The sequence below is a fragment of the Mesorhizobium waimense genome (genome assembly GCF_003601975.1).
GTDB lineage: Bacteria > Pseudomonadota > Alphaproteobacteria > Rhizobiales > Rhizobiaceae > Mesorhizobium > Mesorhizobium waimense.
In genome coordinates this window covers 162,512-181,425 of the sequence record NZ_QZWZ01000008.1, presented here as the reverse complement: position 1 = coordinate 181,425, position 18,914 = coordinate 162,512, and the positions used below count along the sequence as shown (strand labels likewise).

The window sequence follows — 18,914 nt, the reverse complement described above, 5'->3', positions numbered from 1 at the left end:
TCCTGGGGTCTCCGCGACCGAGCTTCGCTCCTGCTTCGCCCCAGGATGACGAAGCCAGGACCGGTTCTGCAGCCGGTTACGGCTTGCGGATGAAGGCCGCGCCCAGGATCGGTCCGGGCGTACCGTCCTTGCCGACCGACTGCAGCAGCACCGCGCAGCCGCCTTTCTTGGAGATCTCGGTCATCGGCAATTCGTAGCGTTGCGCCTTGCCGTGCCACATGCCGGCGGTCTGGATGCCGGAGACGGCGTTCCAGTAGGTCATGCTGCGACCGCCGTTTTCGCCCTTGGCGATATCGATCGTCTGAGGCGCATTGAAATAGACGATGACGACATGGGCATCGGTGGGGCCACTGCCGGCGTCGCCGGTGTCGATCATGACGCGGTCGCTGGTGCGGCTGACCTTGATGGCGACCCGCATGCCTTCGCCGGTCTTCTGCAGGCGGGCAAGCGTGCCGTCGACTTCCTTGCGGCTGGCGCCATTGACATGGCTGCGGCCGTTGATGACGGCTTGCGGCGTGTAGACCGAACGGCTGCCGAAGGCGCGCATATAGTCATATTGCCGCTCGGTGTTCTCCTTGCGGCTCAGCGTGTCCTGCCAACCGAGATAGTCCCAGTAGTCGACATGATAGGCGAGCGCGATGATGTTTTCCTTGGCGGCGAGTTCGGCGAAGAACGCGTCGGCCGGCGGACAGGAGTTGCAGCCCTGGCTGGTGAAAAGCTCGACCACGCCGAGCGGCTTGTCCGACTCTTCCGCAAGCCCGTTGCCGGCAAACGCCGACAGGGCCAGCGCCAGGGCCGCAAGCCGCAATGGTCCTTGAAATGCCATGGCCGTTCCAATTTCCCGCCGGTGACGCCGGCCTTGTTGTGATTGCTAAAATATGTGGCAGAAGCGACAGTCAACGGGAAGTCACGTTGCGGTGAAATTTTTAAGGTTGCAACCGAAGGCAAGCCCGCAATAGGAGAGGCGTCTGCACTTTGCGGCCCGGTTCGATAGGAGGCGGCGGCATCAGCATGTGGCAAACTCTCCTGACGCCGGTCGATCTTTATTGTGAACGGACAGGCCCGGAACTTTGGGCCGAACCGGTCAATGCTTTGACAAATCTTGCGTTTCTCGCCGCCGGTCTGTGGGGTGTGCGTGAGGTGCGCCGGCACGGCACCGGCACTTTCGCCGAAGTGCTGGCCTGGTGGGTGGTGGCGATCGGCATCGGTTCGATGCTGTTCCATACCTTCGCCATCCGAGCCACGATCTGGGCCGACGTGCTGCCGATCGTCGGTTTCACGCTCGCTTACACGCTGTTCACGCTGCGTCGCTTCCTCGGCATCAGATGGGGCAAGGCGATCGCCATCTTCGTCGCCTTCTACGCCGTCGCCGGGCTGCTGACATGGGCGGTGCCGGACTGGCTGCGGCAGGCGTCTAACGGCACGACCGGCTATCTGGCGCCCTTCCTGGCGCTAGCCTTCCTCGGCGCATGGACAGCGTTAAGCGGCAGCGGCGCCGGCCGCTACAATCTGGCGGCCTTGGCGATCTTCGTCGTCTCGGTTATCTGCCGGATGGCCGATCCGCTGGTCTGCGGCAGCTTCCCGCTCGGCACGCATTTCCTTTGGCACATCCTGAACGGCCTGATGCTCGGCGTGCTTCTGGCCGCGACGGCGCGCTTTGGCGCGCCGAGTGCAGTAGGCAGTAACGGCAGTAGGCAGTAGGCAGTAGGCAGTAGGCAGTAGGCAGTAGGGGGCTCTATTCCCTACCGCCTACTGCCTTATTCCCTTCCTATGCCGCGAGATCGCGCAGCACGTACTGCAAGATGCCGCCGTTCTTGAAATAGTCGAGTTCGTCCAACGTATCGATGCGGCAGATGATCGGCACGTTCTTCACCGTGCCGTCGCCATAGGTGACCTTGGCAACCATCGTCTGGCGCGGCTTGATGGCGTCCAGGCCGTCAATCTCGACCAGCTCATCGCCCTTCAAGTTGAGCGAGGCCCATGACGTGCCATCCTCGAAGACGAAGGGGATGACGCCCATGCCGACAAGGTTCGAGCGGTGGATGCGCTCGAAGGACTGGGCGATGACCGCGCGGACACCAAGGAGGTTCGTTCCCTTGGCCGCCCAGTCGCGCGACGAACCGTTGCCGTATTCGACGCCGGCGAAGATGACCAGCGGCACGCCGTCCTTCTTGTACTCCATCGCGGCGTCGTAGATCGACGCCTCTTCCTTCGACGGGTAGTGGATCGTGTAGCCGCCCTCGCGGCCGTTCTCGCCCAGCATGTGGTTGCGGATGCGGATGTTGGCGAAGGTGCCGCGCATCATCACCTCATGGTTGCCGCGGCGCGTGCCGTACTGGTTGAAGTCGGCAACGCCGACGCCATGGTCGGTCAGGTATTTTCCCGCCGGCGAGGCCGCCTTGATGGAGCCTGCCGGCGAAATGTGGTCAGTGGTGATCTTGTCGCCGAACAGGCCAAGCACGCGCGCGCCCTTGATGTCGCCGATCTTGCCGAAGCCCGACGTCATGCCGGCGAAATAGGGCGGGTTCTGCACATAGGTCGAATTGTCGTCCCAGGCATAGGTCTGGCCTTCCGGCGCCTTGACCTTCTGCCAGTACTCGTCGCCCTTGAAGACGTCGGCATATTTGCGGGCGAACAGCTCGCGCGTGACGTTCTTTTCGATGAACTCCTGGATCTCGGCCGAGCTCGGCCAGATGTCCTTGAGATAGACCGGCTCGCCGTTCTTGTCCTCGCCGAGCGGCTCGGTGGTCAGATCCTTGGTCACCGTGCCGGCCAGCGCATGGGCAACGACCAGCGGCGGCGATGCCAGGTAGTTCGCCTGCACATCGGGCGAGACGCGGCCTTCGAAATTGCGGTTGCCGGACAGGACCGCGGCAGCGATCAAGCCTTTGTCGTTGATGGTCTTGGAGATCGGCGCCGGCAACGGGCCGGAATTGCCGATGCAGGTGGTGCAGCCGAAGCCGACAAGGTTGAAGCCGATCTGGTCGAGCTCCTTCTGCAGGCCGGACTTTTCCAGATATTCGGCGACCACCTGGCTGCCGGGGGCCAGCGAGGTCTTGACCCAAGGCTTCTGCTTGAGGCCGAGCCGGTTGGCGTTGCGCGCCAGAAGACCGGCGCCGATCAGCACGCTCGGGTTCGAGGTGTTGGTGCAGGAGGTGATGGCGGCGATGACGACGTCGCCATGGCCGAGATCGTGCGAAGTGCCTTCGACGGCATAGCGCTTGGAGATTTCGGCGGCCTTCTTGTATTCGGTCTCCATCGCCTTGGCGAAGCCGGCCGGAATGCCTTCGAGCGCGACGCGGCCTTCCGGACGCTTGGGGCCGGCCATTGACGGTACGACCTCGCCGAGGTCGAGCTCGAGCAGGTCGGTGAAGACCGGATCGGCCGAGCCGCTATCGCGCCACAGGCCTTGCGCCTTGGAATAGGCCTCGACCAGCGCGATGCGGTTTTCCTCGCGGCCGGACATGGTGAGATAACGGATGGTTTCGCTGTCGACCGGGAAGAAGCCGCAGGTGGCGCCATATTCCGGCGCCATGTTGCCGATGGTGGCGCGGTCGGCCAGCGTCATATTGGACAGGCCGGGGCCGAAGAACTCGACGAACTTGCCGACGACGCCCTTCTTGCGCAGCATCTGGGTGACGGTGAGCACGAGGTCGGTGGCGGTGACGCCTTCCTTCAGTCTGCCGGTGAGACGGAAGCCGATGACCTCAGGCAAAAGCATGGAGACGGGCTGGCCGAGCATCGCCGCTTCTGCCTCGATGCCGCCGACGCCCCAGCCGAGCACGCCGAGACCGTTGATCATGGTGGTGTGCGAATCGGTGCCGACGCAGGTGTCGGGATAGGCGGTGGTTTCGCCGTTCTCGGCGTTGGTCCAGACGACCTGGCCAAGATATTCGAGATTGACCTGGTGGCAGATGCCGGTGCCGGGCGGCACGACGCGGAAATTGCGGAACGCCTGCTGGCCCCATTTCAAGAACTTGTAGCGTTCCTCGTTGCGCTCATATTCGAGCTCGACATTGCGGGCAAAGGCCATCGGCGTGCCGAACTCGTCGACAATGACCGAATGGTCGATGACGAGGTCGACCGGCACCAGCGGGTTGATCTTCTGCGGATCGCCACCAAGCGAGGCCATGGCGTCGCGCATCGCGGCAAGGTCGACCACCGCCGGAACGCCGGTGAAATCCTGCATCAGCACGCGGGCCGGGCGATAGGCGATCTCTACGCCGGCGGTGCCCTTGTCGGTCAACCAGCCGGCGACAGCCTGGATGCTTTCCTTGGTGACGGAGCGGCCGTCCTCGTTGCGAAGCAAGTTCTCCAGCAGCACCTTCATCGAATAGGGCAGCAGGGCGATGCCGGTAAGGCCGTTCTTTTCGGCCTCGATGAGGTCGAAATAGACATAGTCCGCGCCGCCTGCGGTCAGGGTGCGGCGGCAATTGAAACTGTCGAGGGATTTTGACACGTGCGATCCGTCCTTGTCTGTTCAGCCTGAAAGGGAACGGACTCCGATGGCATGCAATCACGCGCAAAGGTGCGGGTACGGCCATTTCCGCTGTCCGTTCCCAGCCAACCCGAGCCGTTCAAGGCGGCGCGTGCGCTGGTTCGGCGCTAATTCTGTTCCCGTGCCGACCGCTGGCACGGATGACCCGGATATAGAGAATTTCCTGGAATAGTTCTAGACACGGAATCGCCATTTTTGCTGCGGCGCGCCGAAGCCGCGCTTGGATTTTCGGCGAAGGGGAACGAATGCGGCTGATCGCCGAAAATCTGGGCGGCGAACGCGGCGGCGCGACCGTCTTTTCCGGCATCGGCTTTGTCGTCGAAAAGGGCGAGGCGCTGGTCGTCACCGGACCGAACGGTGCCGGCAAGTCGACGCTGCTCCGGGTCATCGCCGGGCTGCTGCCGGTGGCGGGAGGCCGGGTACGAATCGAGGGCGGTGGCGAGGATTTCCCGTCGATTGCTTCGGCCTGTCACTATCTTGGCCATCAGAACGCGATGAAGACGGTGCTCAGCGTGGCGGAGAATTTGCGCTTCTGGCGTGATTTCTGCGGCGCGCCGCTGCTTTCCGTGGAGGAGGCGCTGGAGACCGTAGGGCTCGGCGGCATCGGCCATTTGCCGTTCGGCTATCTCTCGACCGGGCAAAGGCGGCGGGCTTCTATCGCGAAGCTTCTGGTGAGCCGGCGGCCGCTGTGGTTGCTCGACGAGCCGACGGCGGGGCTGGACAAGGCTTCGGAGGCGCGGTTTGGCGGGGTGATGACGGATCACTGTCGGAAAGGGGGGATCATCTTAGCAGCAACGCATTTGCCATTGGGGCTGGATGGGGCGAAGGCGCTGGTGATGGGGATGGCTGGGTGATGCTGGCACTCCGTCCCACCCCCCTCTGTCCTGCCGGACATCTCCCCCGCAAGGGGGGAGATCGGATGTCGCCACGGCTTTCGCCAAACATCAACGTCGAAGGAAAGGCACCATCAACGGAACTGCCAATCTCCCCCTTTGCGGGGGAGATGTCCGGCAGGACAGAGGGGGGTGTGAAGAAACGCCATCCTTGGACAGAGGGTGGTCTGTCCTCAGGGATGGCTTGCCCATGCTAGCCCTCTTCCTCCGCGACATCCGCCTCTCCATCCGCGCTGGCGGCGGCGCGTTGACCGGCGTCATCTTCTTCCTCGCCGTTATCGCGACGATCCCCTTCGGCGTCGGGCCGGACCTCAATCTTCTGGCCCGCATCGGCCCGGCGATCCTGTGGATCGCAGCCCTGCTCGCCTGCCTGCTCGGCCTCGATCGCCTGTTCCAGGCCGATCGCGAGGACGACTCGCTCGATCTTCTGGTGCTGGGCCACGACCGGCACATGCTGGCGCTGACGGTGCTGGTGAAATGCCTGGCGCACTGGGCTGGCAGCGTGCTGCCGCTGGTGGTTGCCGCACCCCTGCTCGGCCTGTTCATGAACATGGAGCCGATCGGTATCGGCGCCACGACGCTGACCCTTCTGGTCGGCACGCCGGCAATTACCTTCATCGGTGCAGCGGGTGCCGCCGTGGCGGTGGCCTTGCCGCGCGGCGGGTTGCTGATCTCGGTGCTGGTGCTGCCGCTGACCATTCCGGTGCTGATCTTCGGCGTCTCGGCCAGCTATGGCGCGGTGACGGAGCCTGATCCGTTCCTGCAGCCCTTCCTCATTCTCGCCGCGCTGACCCTGTTTCTTGCGGTGCTCGGGCCGGTGGCGGCGGCGCTGGCGCTGCGCCATGGGACCGATTGAGGCATTTGGCTGCAGGCGGCTGCGGCGCGGCGGCCGATTGCGAAGCCCGGGCGGCAAGGCTAAGGGAAGGCATGATCGAACACGGCGACATGATTGGGTTGGACGCCCGCGCGGAGCAGCTTACATGAGCGCGCATGCGCTCTATGTGACTGCCGCCTATGCCATCACGGCGATCGTTCTGGCCGGGCTGATCGGCTGGATCCTGATCGACCAGCGCGGGCGCAAGCGCGACCTTGCCGAGCTGGAGGCCGCCGGCGTGCGCCGCCGCTCCGACAACGGCGCCGGCGACAAAAGTGCCCGGGAAAAAGGCGCCAAGTCATGAGCAGCGAGACCGGGATGCCGGCGCCGGCCCGTCGCCGCCTGATCGTGCTGTTGCCGCTGGTGATTTTCCTCGGCCTGGCGGGGCTGTTCCTGTTGCAGCTTCTGTCCGGCCGCGATGTTTCGGAAGTGCCGTCGGCGCTGATCGGCCTGCCGGCGCCGCAGACCAATCTGCCGGCGCTCGAAGGCACCAACCTGGCTGGGCTCGACTCAAAACAGTTCGCCGGCAAGGTGACGCTGGTCAATGTCTTTGCGTCGTGGTGCGCGCCGTGCCGCGAGGAGCATCCGGTGCTGTTGGCGCTGTCACAGGACAAGCGCTTCGTTACGGCGGCGCTGAACTACAAGGACGAACCGGAAAATGCCCGCCGCTTTCTTGGCGAGCTCGGCAATCCGTTCCAGGCGATCGGTGTCGACGAAGCCGGACGCGCGGCGATCGATTGGGGCGTCTATGGCGTGCCGGAGACCTTCGTCGTCGGCAAGGACGGCAAGATCGCCTACAAGCATGTCGGTCCGCTGACGGCGGAGTCGGCGAGGGATCTCTTGTTGCCACAGATAGAAAAGGCGCTGGCGGTACCGGGCTGAGGCGTCCGCTAGGCTTCGATCCATGCCGTTACATCAGCTAAGCAATGCAGCGGGCCAAAATAATCGCCCGCTGAGTGACACCGGACAGAGATTCAGCACCGTTGCAGGTGCTCGAAGGTCACGGCATGGATCCTAGGGTCTGCGCTCCACTTTGCGTCGCTACGCCCTAGGATGACGAAGGTGATGCTAAGTTCAGCCGTAGATCTGCTTGTGGATCTGGTAGAGCATTTCCGAGCGGTCGGCGCGCATGTCGGCCAGATCGCGGGCGGTGAAGCTGTCGATTTCGGCGACGAGGCGGTTGTAGTGCTTGCGCTTGGCAATGCTCTGGCGAGCGCGAGTCATGAGGCTGTCGATGATCATAGCAAGGTTCCTTTTGTGCCGCGTTCTGGCGGCGAGTTGTTCCTCCCTTGATCGATACGAAGCATGACATAGTAATGGTGCGTTGCAAAAAGAAGATGTTGCAATGCACCATTGCGCGCAGCGCATAGCCGGTTAACCGGCTATTACCCGCAATTTTGGCGAGGCGGTGGTGCGCCACGCCTGCTTCGAGGCCTCAAGATGCGGTGAAGCAGCGATCATCGATCTTGCCAGATCGGCCGGCGGCTGGCTTGATCGCGCCCGATCTCAAGTGCCGGGAGGAAAGCATGGCCGCCGCAGACTACTATGAAATTCTCGATCCGCGTTTCGCGCGGCTGTTCAACTCCAACGCGCAAGTGGAGAAGCTGTTCACCGGCTGCCAGTGGGCGGAAGGGCCGGCCTGGTTCGCCGCCGGCCGCTATATCGTGTGGTCCGATATCCCCAACAACCGCATGCTGCGTTACGACGAGACCGACGGCAATGTCAGCGTTTTCCGCCAGCCCTCCGGCAATTCCAACGGCAACACGGTCGACCGGCAGGGCCGGCTGGTAACCTGCGAGCATTCGGGCCGCCGCGTCAGCCGCACCGAACATGACGGCTCCATCACGACCATCGCCGACAAATGGCGCGGCAAGCGGCTGAACTCGCCCAATGATGCGGTGGTGAAGTCCGACGGCTCGATCTGGTTCACCGATCCGACCTACGGCATCGACACCGACTATGAGGGTGACAAGGCCGAGAGCGAGATCGGCGCTTGCAATGTCTACCGGGTCGATCCCGACAGCGGCGAGATCGAAGCCGTGATCACCGACATGGTCAGGCCCAACGGGCTGGCCTTCTCGCTCGACGAGAGCAAGCTCTATGTCGTCGACACCGGCCGTACGCATGGCGCGAAGAACCCCGCGCATATGCGCGTGTTCAATGTCGGCAAGGGCGGCAAGAAGGTCTCCGGCGACAAGGTGTTCGCCGACTGCACCTCCGGCATGTTCGACGGCTTCCGGCTCGACGAGGACGGACGCATCTGGACGAGTGCGGCCGACGGTATCCATTGCTACGATCCGGACGGGACGCTGATCGGCAAGGTCAAGGTGCCCGAAGTGACCGCCAATTGCGTGTTCGGCGGCAACAAGCGCAACTGCCTCTACATCGCCGGCACCACTTCGCTCTACATGGTCCGGCTGATGGTCAACGGCGCCAAGACGTTTTGAGCCTCATGTCGTTCAGCGGGCGCGGATGAAGCCGGCGAAGGCCGAAACCGCCTCGCGCATGGCCAGCCGGCTTGCCGGCTCGGCCAGGACCTGCTCCATCTCCGGCGGCTTCTTGCCGATCAGGACGATTTCGAGCGCGGTATCCTCAAAGAGCGCGAACGACATCGTGCGCATGATCTCGGAGAGGGCCGCGCGGGCAAACAGCGAGCGCGGCGAGGCGTGCACCAGCATGGCCGGCTTGTCGACCGCGGCATCGCGCGACACCAGCCAGTCGAGCGCGTTCTTCAGCCCGCCCGGCACGCCATGGGCATATTCAGGACAGGAGACGATGACGCCGTCGGCGCGGGTGACGGCGTCGATCAGCCTCGATGCTTCCGACGGCGTGCGCTCGCCCTCATCGTCGGGGTTGAAGATCGGCAACCGGCCAAGCCCGTCATAGGGGCTGACGCGGCAATCCGAAGGCGCGTTCGCGGCCAGTGCCGCGAGCAAGGCCGAATTGGTGGAGGCGGCGCGCAGGCTGCCGGAGATGGCAAGGACTTCGATCAAAGAGATGCGAGCCGGGTGAACGGTGAGTCGTTCCCAAAATGCTACCACAGGGTCTTGCGGTAATCCTCGTCCAGCTCGCGGTCGATATCACCCGCGGTGTCGGCCAGCGCCAGCTGGTCGCGCATGATCTGGCCGAGCGTCGGCAGCGTGGCGCGGTCGTACCAGGTTTCGGGCTTCCACAAATCGGAGCGCATGAAAGCCTTGGCGCAATGCATGTAGGCGGCCTTGACCGCCACCACGACGACGCTTTGCGGCGCCTTGCCGTCGATCGCGAGGCGTTCGCGCAAGCCGGCATCGACGGTGATGCGGGCATCGCCATTAAGTCGTAGCGTCTCGTTCATGCCGGGGATGAGAAAGAGCAGCCCGATAGACGGATTGCGGATGATGTTTTCCAGCGTGTCCAGCCGGTTGTTGCCGGGCCGGTCGGGGATGGCGATGGTCCTGTCGTCGAGCACGGCGGTGAAGCCCGGTCTGTCGCCCTTCGGCGTCACATCGGCATTGCCGTCGCCGTCGGAGGAACCGATCAGCACGAAAGGGCTCCTGCCGATGAAAGAGCGGCAGTGACCGTCGAGCGCTCTGAGTTCCTTGCGGATCGAACCGTCGGTCGGCCGGGGCGTCTTGTAGATCGTCCTCAGCTCGTCGCGCGTGGTGACGAAGTCCATTCCGGTCTCCCTACTTGCCGGCCTTCTCTTCGGTCTTGTCCTCAAGCGAATGACGCAGGATCAGCGGCATCTGGCTGAAGGTGAACAGAAGCGTGATCGGCATGATGCCCCAGACCTTGAAGGTAACCCAGGCGTCGGTCGAAAAATTCCGCCACACCACTTCGTTGACGAGGGCCAGGAACAGGAAGAACAGCCCCCAGCGGAAGGTGAGCTTTTTCCAGCCTTCGGCATCGAGGCTGAAGGCGGAATCGAAGACGTAGCCGAGCAGCGACCGGCCGAAGAACAGGCCGCCGAGCAGCACGCCGCCGAACAGCGTGTTGACGATGGTGGGCTTCATCTTGATGAAAACGTCGTCCTGCAGATAGAGCGTCAGCGCGCCGAAAATGAAGACGACGACACCCGACACCATCGGCATGATCGGCAGGGTGCGGGTGAGCAGCCAGGAGGCGATCAGCGCGATCGCGGTCGCGGCCATGAACAGGCCGGTGGCGACGAAGATCGGGCCGCCGAATTCGGCCAGCACGGGAAATTTCTGCACCAGCCATCCGCTGCGCGCATTGGCGAAGAAGAACACCAGCAGCGGGCCGAGCTCGAGCGCCAGCTTGAGCACCGGGTTGACGGCTTCTTTCTTTTGTTTCTGCGGATCCGACGGGTCGCGCTCGAGGATGGGCGGGTTCATAGGCTTCCTTCTTGCGCGTGATCCAATCCAAAAAGCTTGCGCCTTTCGAGATCACGCTTGTTAGGCCACTCCAGCGATCGCCCTCGCGAATTCGCTTGCCGAGAAAGGTTCGAGGTCGTCGACCTGTTCGCCGACGCCAATGAAATAGACCGGCAGTTTGTGCTTCGCCGCGATCGCCACCAGAATACCGCCACGCGCCGTGCCGTCCAGCTTGGTCATGACCAGGCCGTTGACGCCGGCGACATTGCGGAAGATCTCGACCTGGTTGAGAGCATTCTGGCCGGTGGTGGCGTCGACCGTCTGCAGCACGGTGTGCGGCGCCTCCGGATCGAGCTTGCCGAGCACGCGGACGATCTTTTCCAGCTCCGCCATCAGCTCGGCCTTGTTCTGCAGCCGGCCGGCGGTGTCGATGATCAGCACGTCGGAGCCGGCTTCCTTGGCCTTCTCGAAGGCGTCGTAGGCGAGGCCGGCGGCATCGGCGCCGATTTTCGAGGCGATGACCGGCGACTTCGTCCGCTCGCCCCAGATCTTGAGCTGCTCGATCGCCGCGGCGCGAAACGTGTCGCCGGCGGCGAGCATCACCGACAGGCCGCCATCTGTGAGTTTTGCCGCCAGCTTGCCGATGGTCGTGGTCTTGCCGGTGCCGTTGACGCCGACGACCAGGATAACATGCGGCTTATGGGAGAGGTCGAGTTCCAGCGGCATGGCGACATGGGTCAGCACCTTCTCCACTTCGGCCGCCATCACCGCGCGCACTTCGGTGTCGGAGACATCCTTGCCGTAGCGGCTGGACGCAAGCGCGTCGGTGACGCGCAAGGCCGTCTCCAGGCCAAGATCGGCGCGGATCAGCACGTCCTCCAGATCCTGCAGCGTGTCCTCGTCCAGCTTGCGCTTGGTGAAGACGCCGGCGATGTTGCCGGACAATTCCCGGGACGAACGGGCAAGCCCGTCCCTCATGCGCTGGAACCATGAGCGCCTCGGCGCCGGCTCCGGCGCCTTCTGCGGTTCGGCTTTCTGCTCGACCTTTCTGGTGACGGTTACCTTGCCGGGAGCGGGTTTGGGCTCGGGGGCTGGTTGTGGGATAAGCGCGATCTTGGCATCGATTGGCTGAGTTGCCGCCGGCACAGGGGGAGCTTCGGGCGGGGCGCGCTTTACCTCCCCCTCGATGGGGGAGGTCCCGAGCGCAGCTCGGGGGTGGGGGTGATCGGCGCCGGCGCTGTCACCCCACCCCGCCGCTTCCGCCCCCTCACCCTCCATATCGAGGGGAGGGTGGGGCGTTGGCGCGGCTTCGATCTCCGGCGCAATCTCGGCATGCACCGGCTGTGGCTCGACGGGTGCCGGCTGGCGAATGGGCGGCAAGACTTCGGCCGGAGGAATTTCAGGCGCCGGCGTTTCGGCCGGAATCTCCACAGGCGGCGTCGGCACTTCGACCGGCGCGGGCTCCGGTTTTGTCTCCGGCGGCGGCGTGATCTCCGGCTCGGCCGGCGCAGGTGGCGGCACCTCCTGCGGCTGCGGTTCGGGGGCAGGCTCAGGAACGACCGGAGGTGTCGGAATTTCCTCGGGCGCCGGCGGCTCGGCAGGGACCTCAGGAGCGGGTTTCGGCTCTTCTATGGGCTCGGGTTCCGGCAGAGGTTCCGGCTCGGACGGAACAATCGGCTCCGGTGCCGGCGGTATGGTTGGGGCAGGCTCTGGCTTTGGCTCCTCGGGGGCCGGTTGCGGAGCCGGCGGCGCTTCTGGCTCAACAGCGGGAGGCGGCGTCGGTTCAGCCTGCGGCGCGACCTCTGCCTCGGGCTGCGGCTCGTCGCGCTTCAAAAACTCCGGCAACGCCTGCTCGGCCGCCGGCTTCAGCGCGTCCAGCGCTTCCCACTTGATCGGCGGCAGCGGTGCGGTCTCGTCGATCCGCTCCTCGACCACTTCCTTCTTGCCGAACGAAAATATCTTCTTGAAAAAACCAGCCATGCTTTGCGTTTCTCAGGCGGCGCGGGCGGTAGCGGGCGCGGCGATCAGGCGGGCGCCGTCATGGCCGGTGATGTCGGCCTCGACGATCTCGCCCGGCGCGCCTGCGGCGATCACGGCAAGCGTGAACCCTTCGGTGCGGCCAAGGCCGTCGCGCTCGATCAGGATCGACTGACGCGTGCCGGCGAGCGTGGCGAGATGACAGCGATAGGCGGCCTCGCCGGCGGCGCGCAGCCGGGCGGCGCGCTGCTTGACCACCTCGCGGCGGACTTGCGGCATGCGCGCGGCGGGCGTGCCTTCGCGTGGGCTGAAGGGGAAGACGTGAAGATGCGTCAGGCCGCATTCCTCTACGATTTTTTCGGAGTTCTCGAACATCGCCTCGGTCTCGGTCGGGAAGCCGGCGATGATGTCGGCGCCGAAGACGATGCCGGGGCGCAGCTTGCGTACATCCTCACAGAAGCGGATCGACTGATCGCGCAGATGGCGCCGCTTCATCCGCTTCAGGATCATGTCGTCGCCCGACTGAAGCGACAGATGCAGATGCGGCATCAGCCGCGGCTCGGTGGCAATCGCATCGAGCAAATCGTCGTCGGCTTCGATGGAATCGATCGAGGAGAGCCGCAGACGCTTCACGTCGGGCACCTGCTTGAGGATCGTCTTGACCAGCTTGCCGAGCTTCGGGCCGCCAGGCAGGTCAGCGCCGAAACTGGTCATGTCGACGCCGGTCAGCACGATCTCGGCATAACCATTGCCAGCAAGACGCTTGACCTGCTCGACCACGGCGCCCATCGGCACCGAGCGCGAATTGCCGCGGCCATAGGGGATGATGCAGAAGGTGCAGCGGTGGTCGCAGCCATTCTGCACCTGGACGAAGGCGCGCGCCCGGCCCTCGATGGCGTCGACCATGTGGCCGGCCGTCTCGCGCACCGAAAAAATGTCGTTGACGCGCACCTTCTCGGTGTCGTTGACGCCGAAATCCGGCAGCGCACGATAGGAATGCGCCTTCAGTTTCTCCTCATTACCGAGGACGAGATCGACCTCGTCCATGGCAACGAAATTTTCGGGCTCGGTCTGCGCGGCGCAGCCGGTGACGATGATACGGGCGGCCGGGTTTTCGCGACGGGCTTTTCTGATCGACTGCTTGGCCTGGCGCACCGCCTCGCCGGTAACGGCGCAGGTGTTGAAGATGATGGCGCCACCTTCCAGCACGCCGAGGCCGGCGCTTTCCGCCTCTCGCCGCATCACCTCGGATTCATAGGTGTTCAGCCGGCAGCCGAAGGTGACGACATCAATTGCCATCAGGCCGCGCTTTCGGTGTCGCGGGCCCACTGGCCGGTCGAGGGATCGAAGCTGCCGGAAAATTCCCATTCGGCGGCACCGGTGAGGATGACATGGTCGTCATCGCGCCATTCGACATGCAGCGAGCCGCCGCCGGGCGTCATCAGCGACACGCTGCGGCCGGTGCGCCTGGTGCGGGCAGCGGCGACGACAGCGGCGCAAGCGGCCGAACCACAGGCCTTGGTCAGGCCGGCGCCGCGCTCCCAGGTGCGGATGACCATGGTTTCGGGCGAGGTCACCTGCGCGATGGTGATGTTGGCGCGCTCGGGGAAGATCGGGTGGTTTTCGAGCAGCGGGCCGAAACGGTCGAGTTCATAGGACCAGACGTCACCGTCGACCCAGAAGATGGCGTGCGGATTGCCCATCGAAACGGCCGAGGGCGAATGCAGCACCGGCGCATCGATCGGGCCGATCTGCAATTCGATCATGCGGGTGTCGCGGAATTCCTCGGCCAGCGGGATATCCTGCCAGCCGAAGCGTGGCGTGCCCATGTCGACCGAAATCGTGCCGTCGGCGTGCTGCCTGGCGTTGAGGATCCCGGCGACCGTCTCGAAGGTGAATATCTTCTGGCCGGTCTCGGCGGCGAGCGCCTGGACGACGCAGCGCATGCCGTTGCCGCAGGCTTGCGCGCCGGAGCCGTCGGAATTCAAGATGTCGATGAAGAATGCGGTGCCCGGCGTCCTGGCGTCGTGGATCGCCATGATCTGGTCGAACTTGGTCGCGGCATCGGCATTCAGCGCGATGGCGGCAGCCGGCGTCACCCGATCGGCACGGCCACGCATGTCGGCAACGATGATCTCGTTGCCGATGCCGTTCATCTTGGCGAAGGGGGCGGTGCCTGCCATTGCTCCGATGGTTCCATGTCCGTTTGCCGCTATATGGCGGAAACGGGCAGGAATTACCAGTGTGCCACGCTTCAAGACGCCGGGCTCAGCTACGGCGAAGATGCCGAGCTGGGCCACGGCGAAGACGCCGGGCTGGCGACGGCGAAGACGCCGCGCCTACGTTACCGCGAAGACGCCGAGCACGAGCAGCAGGAAGATGATGAGGACGATGCCGATGAGGATGCGCGCGCCCGTAGCGGCGGCACCGGCCAATGCGGGCATGCCGAGCAGGCTGGCGGCGGCGGCGACAATCAGAAGAATGATGATCCACTTGATCATGGAAAGGGCTCCCAGCCGACTTGGGTTGTGAACCAACGCGTTTTCAAAGGTTGGGTTCCTCAGCCGATCTCCGGCACGTCCCAGACCTCGCCCGGCCGCAAGGCGCGGAACCGCTCTTGCGGCACCCCCTCCGCGTTCAGCGCTTCGGCCAGTTTCAGAGCCGGTTCGTCGATCGGCTCGTTGGTAAGCTGGAACGTGCCCCAGTGGCAGCCGGCGGCATGGGCGGCGTTGCACAGTTTCATGCCTTGCACCGCCTCCTCCGGGTTCTGGTGCTGCGGCGCCATGAACCAGCGCGGCTCGTAGGCGCCGATCGGCAGGATGGCGAGGCGGAAGCCGCCATGCTTTTCGGCCATGAGCCGGTAGTTGGTGCCGCCATGGAAGCCGGTGTCGCCGGCGAAGTAGATCTTTGCGGCCGGGGTTTCGACGACGAAACCGGCCCACAGCGCCATGCGCCGATCACGCGCGCCGCGCGCCGACCAGTGATGCACCGGCTCGACATGGACGGCGACACCGTCGTCGATCTCGACCCGGTCGCCCCAGTCATGTGCCGTGAGCCGCATGCCGGGCACCACATCGTCGATGATGGCGTCGTTGCCGAGCGGCGTCAGCACCTGCGGATCGTGTTTCGCCCTCAGCCGCCGCAGCGTGGCGAGGTCGAGATGGTCGTAGTGATTGTGGCTGACCAGCACGAGGTTGATCGGCGGCAGCTGTGAAAAGGCGATGCCCGGCGCATTGACCCGTTTCGGCCCGGCAAAGGAGAGCGGCGAGACGCGCGGCGACCAGACCGGATCGGTCAGGATGTTGAGACCGGCCGTCTGGATCAGCAGCGAGGAATGGCCGACCATGGTCAGCCGCAGCCCTGATCCGTCGATCCGCTCTGCCGGCTTTGCCTGATGAAACGGGCTCGGACTGGCCGCCGGCCATTTCGAGCGCTCACCGCTCAATTGCCATTTCAGCAGGTCGGCAAAGCGGCCCGGCGGCTGGCCGTCGGGATTGAAGAACAAGGTGCCGTCGAAATGATCGCTGGGCGGGCCGCCATAGTAGCGGTTGGCGGCTCTTTTTCTCGCAGCCATTTTTTCTTCCGCTCCCGCTGCGTCCCTTTCCTCTGAGATAGGGCCTTGGTTGTCTGGCGCAAGCATTTGGCCGGCGAATGCCAAGGGCATGCAATCTGCATCGGCTAGAATCGTGGGAACCGGCAAGGCAGGGGACCACCATGGCGAAGAAGCGGACCAAAGCACCGTGGATGAAGGCCGAGGATTTCGGCCGCTCGCTGCCGCGCGGCATCGGCGTCAATCTTCTTGTCACCGACATGCCGGCCATGGAAGCTTTTTGCCGCGACGTGCTCGGCGCCCGGATCATCTATGCCGATGAGGATTTCGCCGCGATCGAACTCTTGGTGTCGGTGTTCATGCTGCACGCCGACCACTCCTACCTCGGAAATCCGATGACCGGCGTCATCGCAGGCGCGGAGACGCGCGGCGCGGGCATCGAGCTCCGGCTTTACGGTGCCGATCCGGACGCGGTGGAAGCCAAAGCGCGCGACCTCGGCCACATCGTGCTCGCCGGCGCGATCGACAAGCCGCACGGCTTGCGCGAATGCCATATCGTCGGCCCGGACGGCTACGTCTTCGTGCCGAGCGCGCCGCTCCCCGCGTAGAGCAATTCCAGGAAAAGTGCGTAGCGGTTTTCCGTCCGGAATTTGCGCAAAAAACAAATAGGTCTAGCTTTCACGCCCAAAATGCCGCGCATTCGCGGGCCAGACGGCAACAGGCGCCTGAGCGGTCACACGCCTGTTGCGATAAAATTGCAACAATTGCGCCGAAAACCCTATTTTAACCATATCGGGTTGAAATTCTGCCACCTTCTCCATCTTGGTGAGGGAGAGATTGCGCGGACGGCGCCCCCAAGCCGGATCCGACGGAGGTTGGAATGACTTTTTCGAAGACCGCTCTGGTGGCCGTATCGCTTGCTGCGCTTATTGCAAGCGGCTGTTCGACCTCGCGATTCTCATCGATGGATGACCAGCAGCCGGCGCCGCTGACGCCGGCGCCTTCCGGAACGGTGACGGGGAACCAGCTGCCGCCGCCCGCCGCGCCCGGCACCACCGACCCGTCGCAATTCCCGACCGCGCCGGCGAACAGCCAGGTCGCTTCGCTGCCGCCGGACGGCACGGCGCCTGCCGGCGCACCGGATCTGACTGCGGCCAGCGTCGCCGGCGTCTGGAACGCCAGCGTGTCAGGCCAGAGCTGCAAGGTGGCGACGCCGCAGACCAAATTCGGCGCCGGCTACCGTGCCGGCCCGCTGCATTGCCCGGCGCCGATCGACGGCATCAAATCCTGGAACGTGGCCGGCAAGCAGCTGACGCTTTACGACGAGAATGGCGGCACGCTGGCGCGCCTCTATTCCTCGGGCGGCGAGAAATTCGACGGTCAGACTTCCACTGGCCTGCCGATCTCGCTTACAAGGTAGGCTGATCCGCCCCTATTGTCTTTACGCAATTCCGGACGGAAACCGTTACACACTTTTCCTGGAATTGCTCGAGAACGACTTGACCGATGCATCTGCGTGACGGCCTCCAGACCCATGCGACCGTCAGGCAGCGCTACGACCATCTGGTCGAGACCGGCGCCATCGAGTGCGATCCGGCGCAGGAGCGCATCGCCGCCGCACTCGACCGGCTGACTGACGAGATCTCGGTAAAGCGGCTGGCGCAGAAGTCGAGCGCGCTGGGCTGGCTGTTTGCGCGCAAGCAGCTGCCCGCGGCGGTCAAGGGCCTCTACATCCATGGCGGCGTCGGCCGTGGCAAGACCATGCTGATGGACATGTTCTTCGAGTTGCTGCCGGTCCGGCGCAAGCGCCGCGTGCATTTCAACGACTTCATGGCTGATGTGCAGGACCGCATCCAGAAGCACCGGGCGGCGCGCAAGAACGGCGACGTCAAGGAGGACGATCCGATCCCGCCGGTGGCGCGTGCGCTGGCCGAGCAGGCCTGGGTGCTGTGCTTCGACGAGTTCTCGGTCACCGACATTGCCGATGCGATGATCCTGTCCCGGCTGTTTTCGGCGCTGTTTGCCAATGGCGTGGTGCTGGTCGCCACCTCCAATGTCGCACCCGACGATCTCTATCGCGACGGGTTGAACAGGCAGCTCTTCCTGCCCTTCGTCGGCATATTGGGACGGCACGCCGAGGTGCTTGCGCTCGACGCAGACAAGGACTACCGGCTGGAAAAGCTCAGCCGCATGCCGGTCTATGTCACGCCGGCGGATGCGGCAGCCGACCAAGTGCTAGACCAGGCCTGGGAAGCGATGACGCATGGCCGGCCGACGTCAGAGACGGCGCTGACGGTGAAGGGCCGGCAGGTGGCGGTACCCCGCGCGGCAGGCGACGCGGCGCGCTTCTCCTTCGCCGATCTCTGCGAAAAGCCGCTCGGCGCGCGCGACTATCTGGCGATCGCCGGCCGCTTCTCGACCCTCTTCATCGACCATGTGCCGGTGCTCGGCGAAGGCAAGCGCAACGAGGCCAAGCGCTTCATCCTGCTGATAGACACGCTCTACGACCATCATGTGCGGCTGGTGGTCAGCGCCGAAACCTTGCCGCCCGGGCTCTATACGGCCAAGCGCGGCAACGAGGTGTTCGAGTTCGAGCGCACCGCATCGCGGCTGATCGAGATGCAGAGCCGCGACTGGCTGGAGGACTGGGCGGAGCGGCAGAAGGCGCAGGTGGCGCCGACGGAAGCGCAGCAGGCGCAGGCTTAGCCGCCATACCTTCGTCATCCAAGGGCGGAGCAACGCAAAGCGGAGCGCAGACCCTAGGACCATGCCGTGACTTACGAGCGCCGTGGCGGCGCAGAACCTTGTG

At 64.5% G+C, this 18,914-nt stretch carries 20 protein-coding genes; 9 read left to right on the top strand and 11 right to left on the bottom strand.

Annotated features, from left to right (window positions below; all coding sequences use genetic code 11):
- Nucleotides 1–76 precede the first annotated feature (76 nt).
- Nucleotides 77–826 carry a DUF1223 domain-containing protein gene (locus D3227_RS12920; protein WP_120014485.1) on the bottom strand — a complete coding sequence of 250 codons (750 nt, stop codon included), beginning with the start codon at nt 824–826 and terminating at the stop codon, nt 77–79.
- Between the two features lie 185 nt (nt 827–1,011).
- Between D3227_RS12920 and D3227_RS12915 the strand changes: the two genes are divergently transcribed.
- Nucleotides 1,012–1,701 carry a ceramidase domain-containing protein gene (locus D3227_RS12915; protein WP_120014484.1) on the top strand — a complete coding sequence of 230 codons (690 nt, stop codon included), beginning with the start codon at nt 1,012–1,014 and terminating at the stop codon, nt 1,699–1,701.
- Nucleotides 1,702–1,768: 67 nt separating this feature from the next.
- Here D3227_RS12915 and acnA read toward each other — a convergent pair whose 3' ends face one another.
- Nucleotides 1,769–4,459 (bottom strand): aconitate hydratase AcnA, encoded by a 2,691-nt coding sequence (acnA, locus tag D3227_RS12910; RefSeq protein WP_120014483.1) that lies wholly within the window; start codon nt 4,457–4,459, stop codon nt 1,769–1,771.
- 284 nt (nt 4,460–4,743) lie between these two features.
- Between acnA and ccmA the strand changes: the two genes are divergently transcribed.
- The 4 genes from ccmA (at nt 4,744) to D3227_RS12885 (ending at nt 7,147) form a co-directional block, all read left to right on the top strand.
- Nucleotides 4,744–5,352 carry a heme ABC exporter ATP-binding protein CcmA gene (gene ccmA, locus D3227_RS12905; RefSeq protein ID WP_120014482.1) on the top strand — a complete coding sequence of 203 codons (609 nt, stop codon included), beginning with the start codon at nt 4,744–4,746 and terminating at the stop codon, nt 5,350–5,352.
- A 229-nt stretch (nt 5,353–5,581) separates the two neighbouring features.
- Nucleotides 5,582–6,247, top strand: a complete 666-nt coding sequence (gene ccmB, locus D3227_RS12895; protein WP_120014480.1) for a heme exporter protein CcmB — start codon at nt 5,582–5,584, stop codon at nt 6,245–6,247.
- 124 nt (nt 6,248–6,371) lie between these two features.
- The gene (gene ccmD / locus D3227_RS12890) at nt 6,372–6,569 is read left to right on the top strand and encodes a heme exporter protein CcmD (protein WP_120014479.1); all 198 of its coding nucleotides are present in this window, start codon (nt 6,372–6,374) and stop codon (nt 6,567–6,569) included.
- Nucleotides 6,566–7,147, top strand: coding sequence for a DsbE family thiol:disulfide interchange protein (locus tag D3227_RS12885; protein ID WP_120014478.1), 582 nt, complete (start codon nt 6,566–6,568; stop codon nt 7,145–7,147). The genes ccmD and D3227_RS12885 overlap by 4 nt, the downstream gene beginning before the upstream one ends.
- A gap of 192 nt (nt 7,148–7,339) precedes the next feature.
- On the opposite strand, the gene D3227_RS12880 is transcribed toward D3227_RS12885, so the two are convergent.
- Nucleotides 7,340–7,507: a hypothetical protein gene (locus tag D3227_RS12880; RefSeq protein ID WP_006202677.1), complete on the bottom strand. Its 168-nt coding sequence runs from the start codon at nt 7,505–7,507 to the stop codon at nt 7,340–7,342.
- A 284-nt stretch (nt 7,508–7,791) separates the two neighbouring features.
- Here D3227_RS12880 and D3227_RS12875 point away from each other — a divergent pair, with 284 nt between their 5' ends.
- Nucleotides 7,792–8,712, top strand: coding sequence for an SMP-30/gluconolactonase/LRE family protein (locus tag D3227_RS12875; RefSeq protein ID WP_120014568.1), 921 nt, complete (start codon nt 7,792–7,794; stop codon nt 8,710–8,712).
- A 12-nt stretch (nt 8,713–8,724) separates the two neighbouring features.
- On the opposite strand, the gene D3227_RS12870 is transcribed toward D3227_RS12875, so the two are convergent.
- The 8 genes from D3227_RS12870 to D3227_RS12835 all read right to left on the bottom strand — a co-directional run bounded on the left by D3227_RS12870 (nt 8,725) and on the right by D3227_RS12835 (nt 16,129).
- A complete protein-coding gene (locus D3227_RS12870; protein WP_120014477.1) occupies nt 8,725–9,258 on the bottom strand; it encodes an NADPH-dependent FMN reductase in 534 nt (177 codons plus the stop codon).
- A 41-nt stretch (nt 9,259–9,299) separates the two neighbouring features.
- Nucleotides 9,300–9,920, bottom strand: coding sequence for a pyridoxamine 5'-phosphate oxidase family protein (locus tag D3227_RS12865; RefSeq protein WP_120014476.1), 621 nt, complete (start codon nt 9,918–9,920; stop codon nt 9,300–9,302).
- Between the two features lie 10 nt (nt 9,921–9,930).
- Nucleotides 9,931–10,599, bottom strand: coding sequence for a septation protein A (locus D3227_RS12860; RefSeq protein ID WP_006202673.1), 669 nt, complete (start codon nt 10,597–10,599; stop codon nt 9,931–9,933).
- A gap of 60 nt (nt 10,600–10,659) precedes the next feature.
- Nucleotides 10,660–12,558 (bottom strand): signal recognition particle-docking protein FtsY, encoded by a 1,899-nt coding sequence (gene ftsY, locus D3227_RS12855; protein WP_120014475.1) that lies wholly within the window; start codon nt 12,556–12,558, stop codon nt 10,660–10,662.
- A 12-nt stretch (nt 12,559–12,570) separates the two neighbouring features.
- Nucleotides 12,571–13,854 (bottom strand): tRNA (N(6)-L-threonylcarbamoyladenosine(37)-C(2))-methylthiotransferase MtaB, encoded by a 1,284-nt coding sequence (mtaB, locus tag D3227_RS12850; RefSeq protein WP_120014567.1) that lies wholly within the window; start codon nt 13,852–13,854, stop codon nt 12,571–12,573.
- The gene (gene dapF, locus D3227_RS12845) at nt 13,854–14,738 is read right to left on the bottom strand and encodes a diaminopimelate epimerase (RefSeq protein ID WP_120014474.1); all 885 of its coding nucleotides are present in this window, start codon (nt 14,736–14,738) and stop codon (nt 13,854–13,856) included. Before dapF ends, mtaB begins: the two co-directional genes overlap by 1 nt.
- Before the next feature lie 156 nt (nt 14,739–14,894).
- Nucleotides 14,895–15,056, bottom strand: coding sequence for a DUF1328 family protein (locus D3227_RS12840; RefSeq protein WP_120014473.1), 162 nt, complete (start codon nt 15,054–15,056; stop codon nt 14,895–14,897).
- A gap of 59 nt (nt 15,057–15,115) precedes the next feature.
- Complete coding sequence (locus D3227_RS12835; RefSeq protein ID WP_120014566.1) at nt 15,116–16,129, bottom strand: MBL fold metallo-hydrolase; 1,014 nt, start codon at nt 16,127–16,129, stop codon at nt 15,116–15,118.
- Between the two features lie 140 nt (nt 16,130–16,269).
- Here D3227_RS12835 and D3227_RS12830 point away from each other — a divergent pair, with 140 nt between their 5' ends.
- From D3227_RS12830 to zapE, 3 genes are all read left to right on the top strand, one after another.
- The gene (locus D3227_RS12830; RefSeq protein ID WP_120014472.1) at nt 16,270–16,713 is read left to right on the top strand and encodes a VOC family protein; all 444 of its coding nucleotides are present in this window, start codon (nt 16,270–16,272) and stop codon (nt 16,711–16,713) included.
- A 272-nt stretch (nt 16,714–16,985) separates the two neighbouring features.
- Nucleotides 16,986–17,525 carry a protease inhibitor Inh/omp19 family protein gene (locus D3227_RS12825; protein ID WP_120014471.1) on the top strand — a complete coding sequence of 180 codons (540 nt, stop codon included), beginning with the start codon at nt 16,986–16,988 and terminating at the stop codon, nt 17,523–17,525.
- 86 nt (nt 17,526–17,611) lie between these two features.
- Entirely contained in the window at nt 17,612–18,811 is a 1,200-nt protein-coding gene (gene zapE / locus D3227_RS12820) for a cell division protein ZapE (protein WP_120014470.1), read from the top strand.
- Nucleotides 18,812–18,914 lie beyond the last annotated feature (103 nt).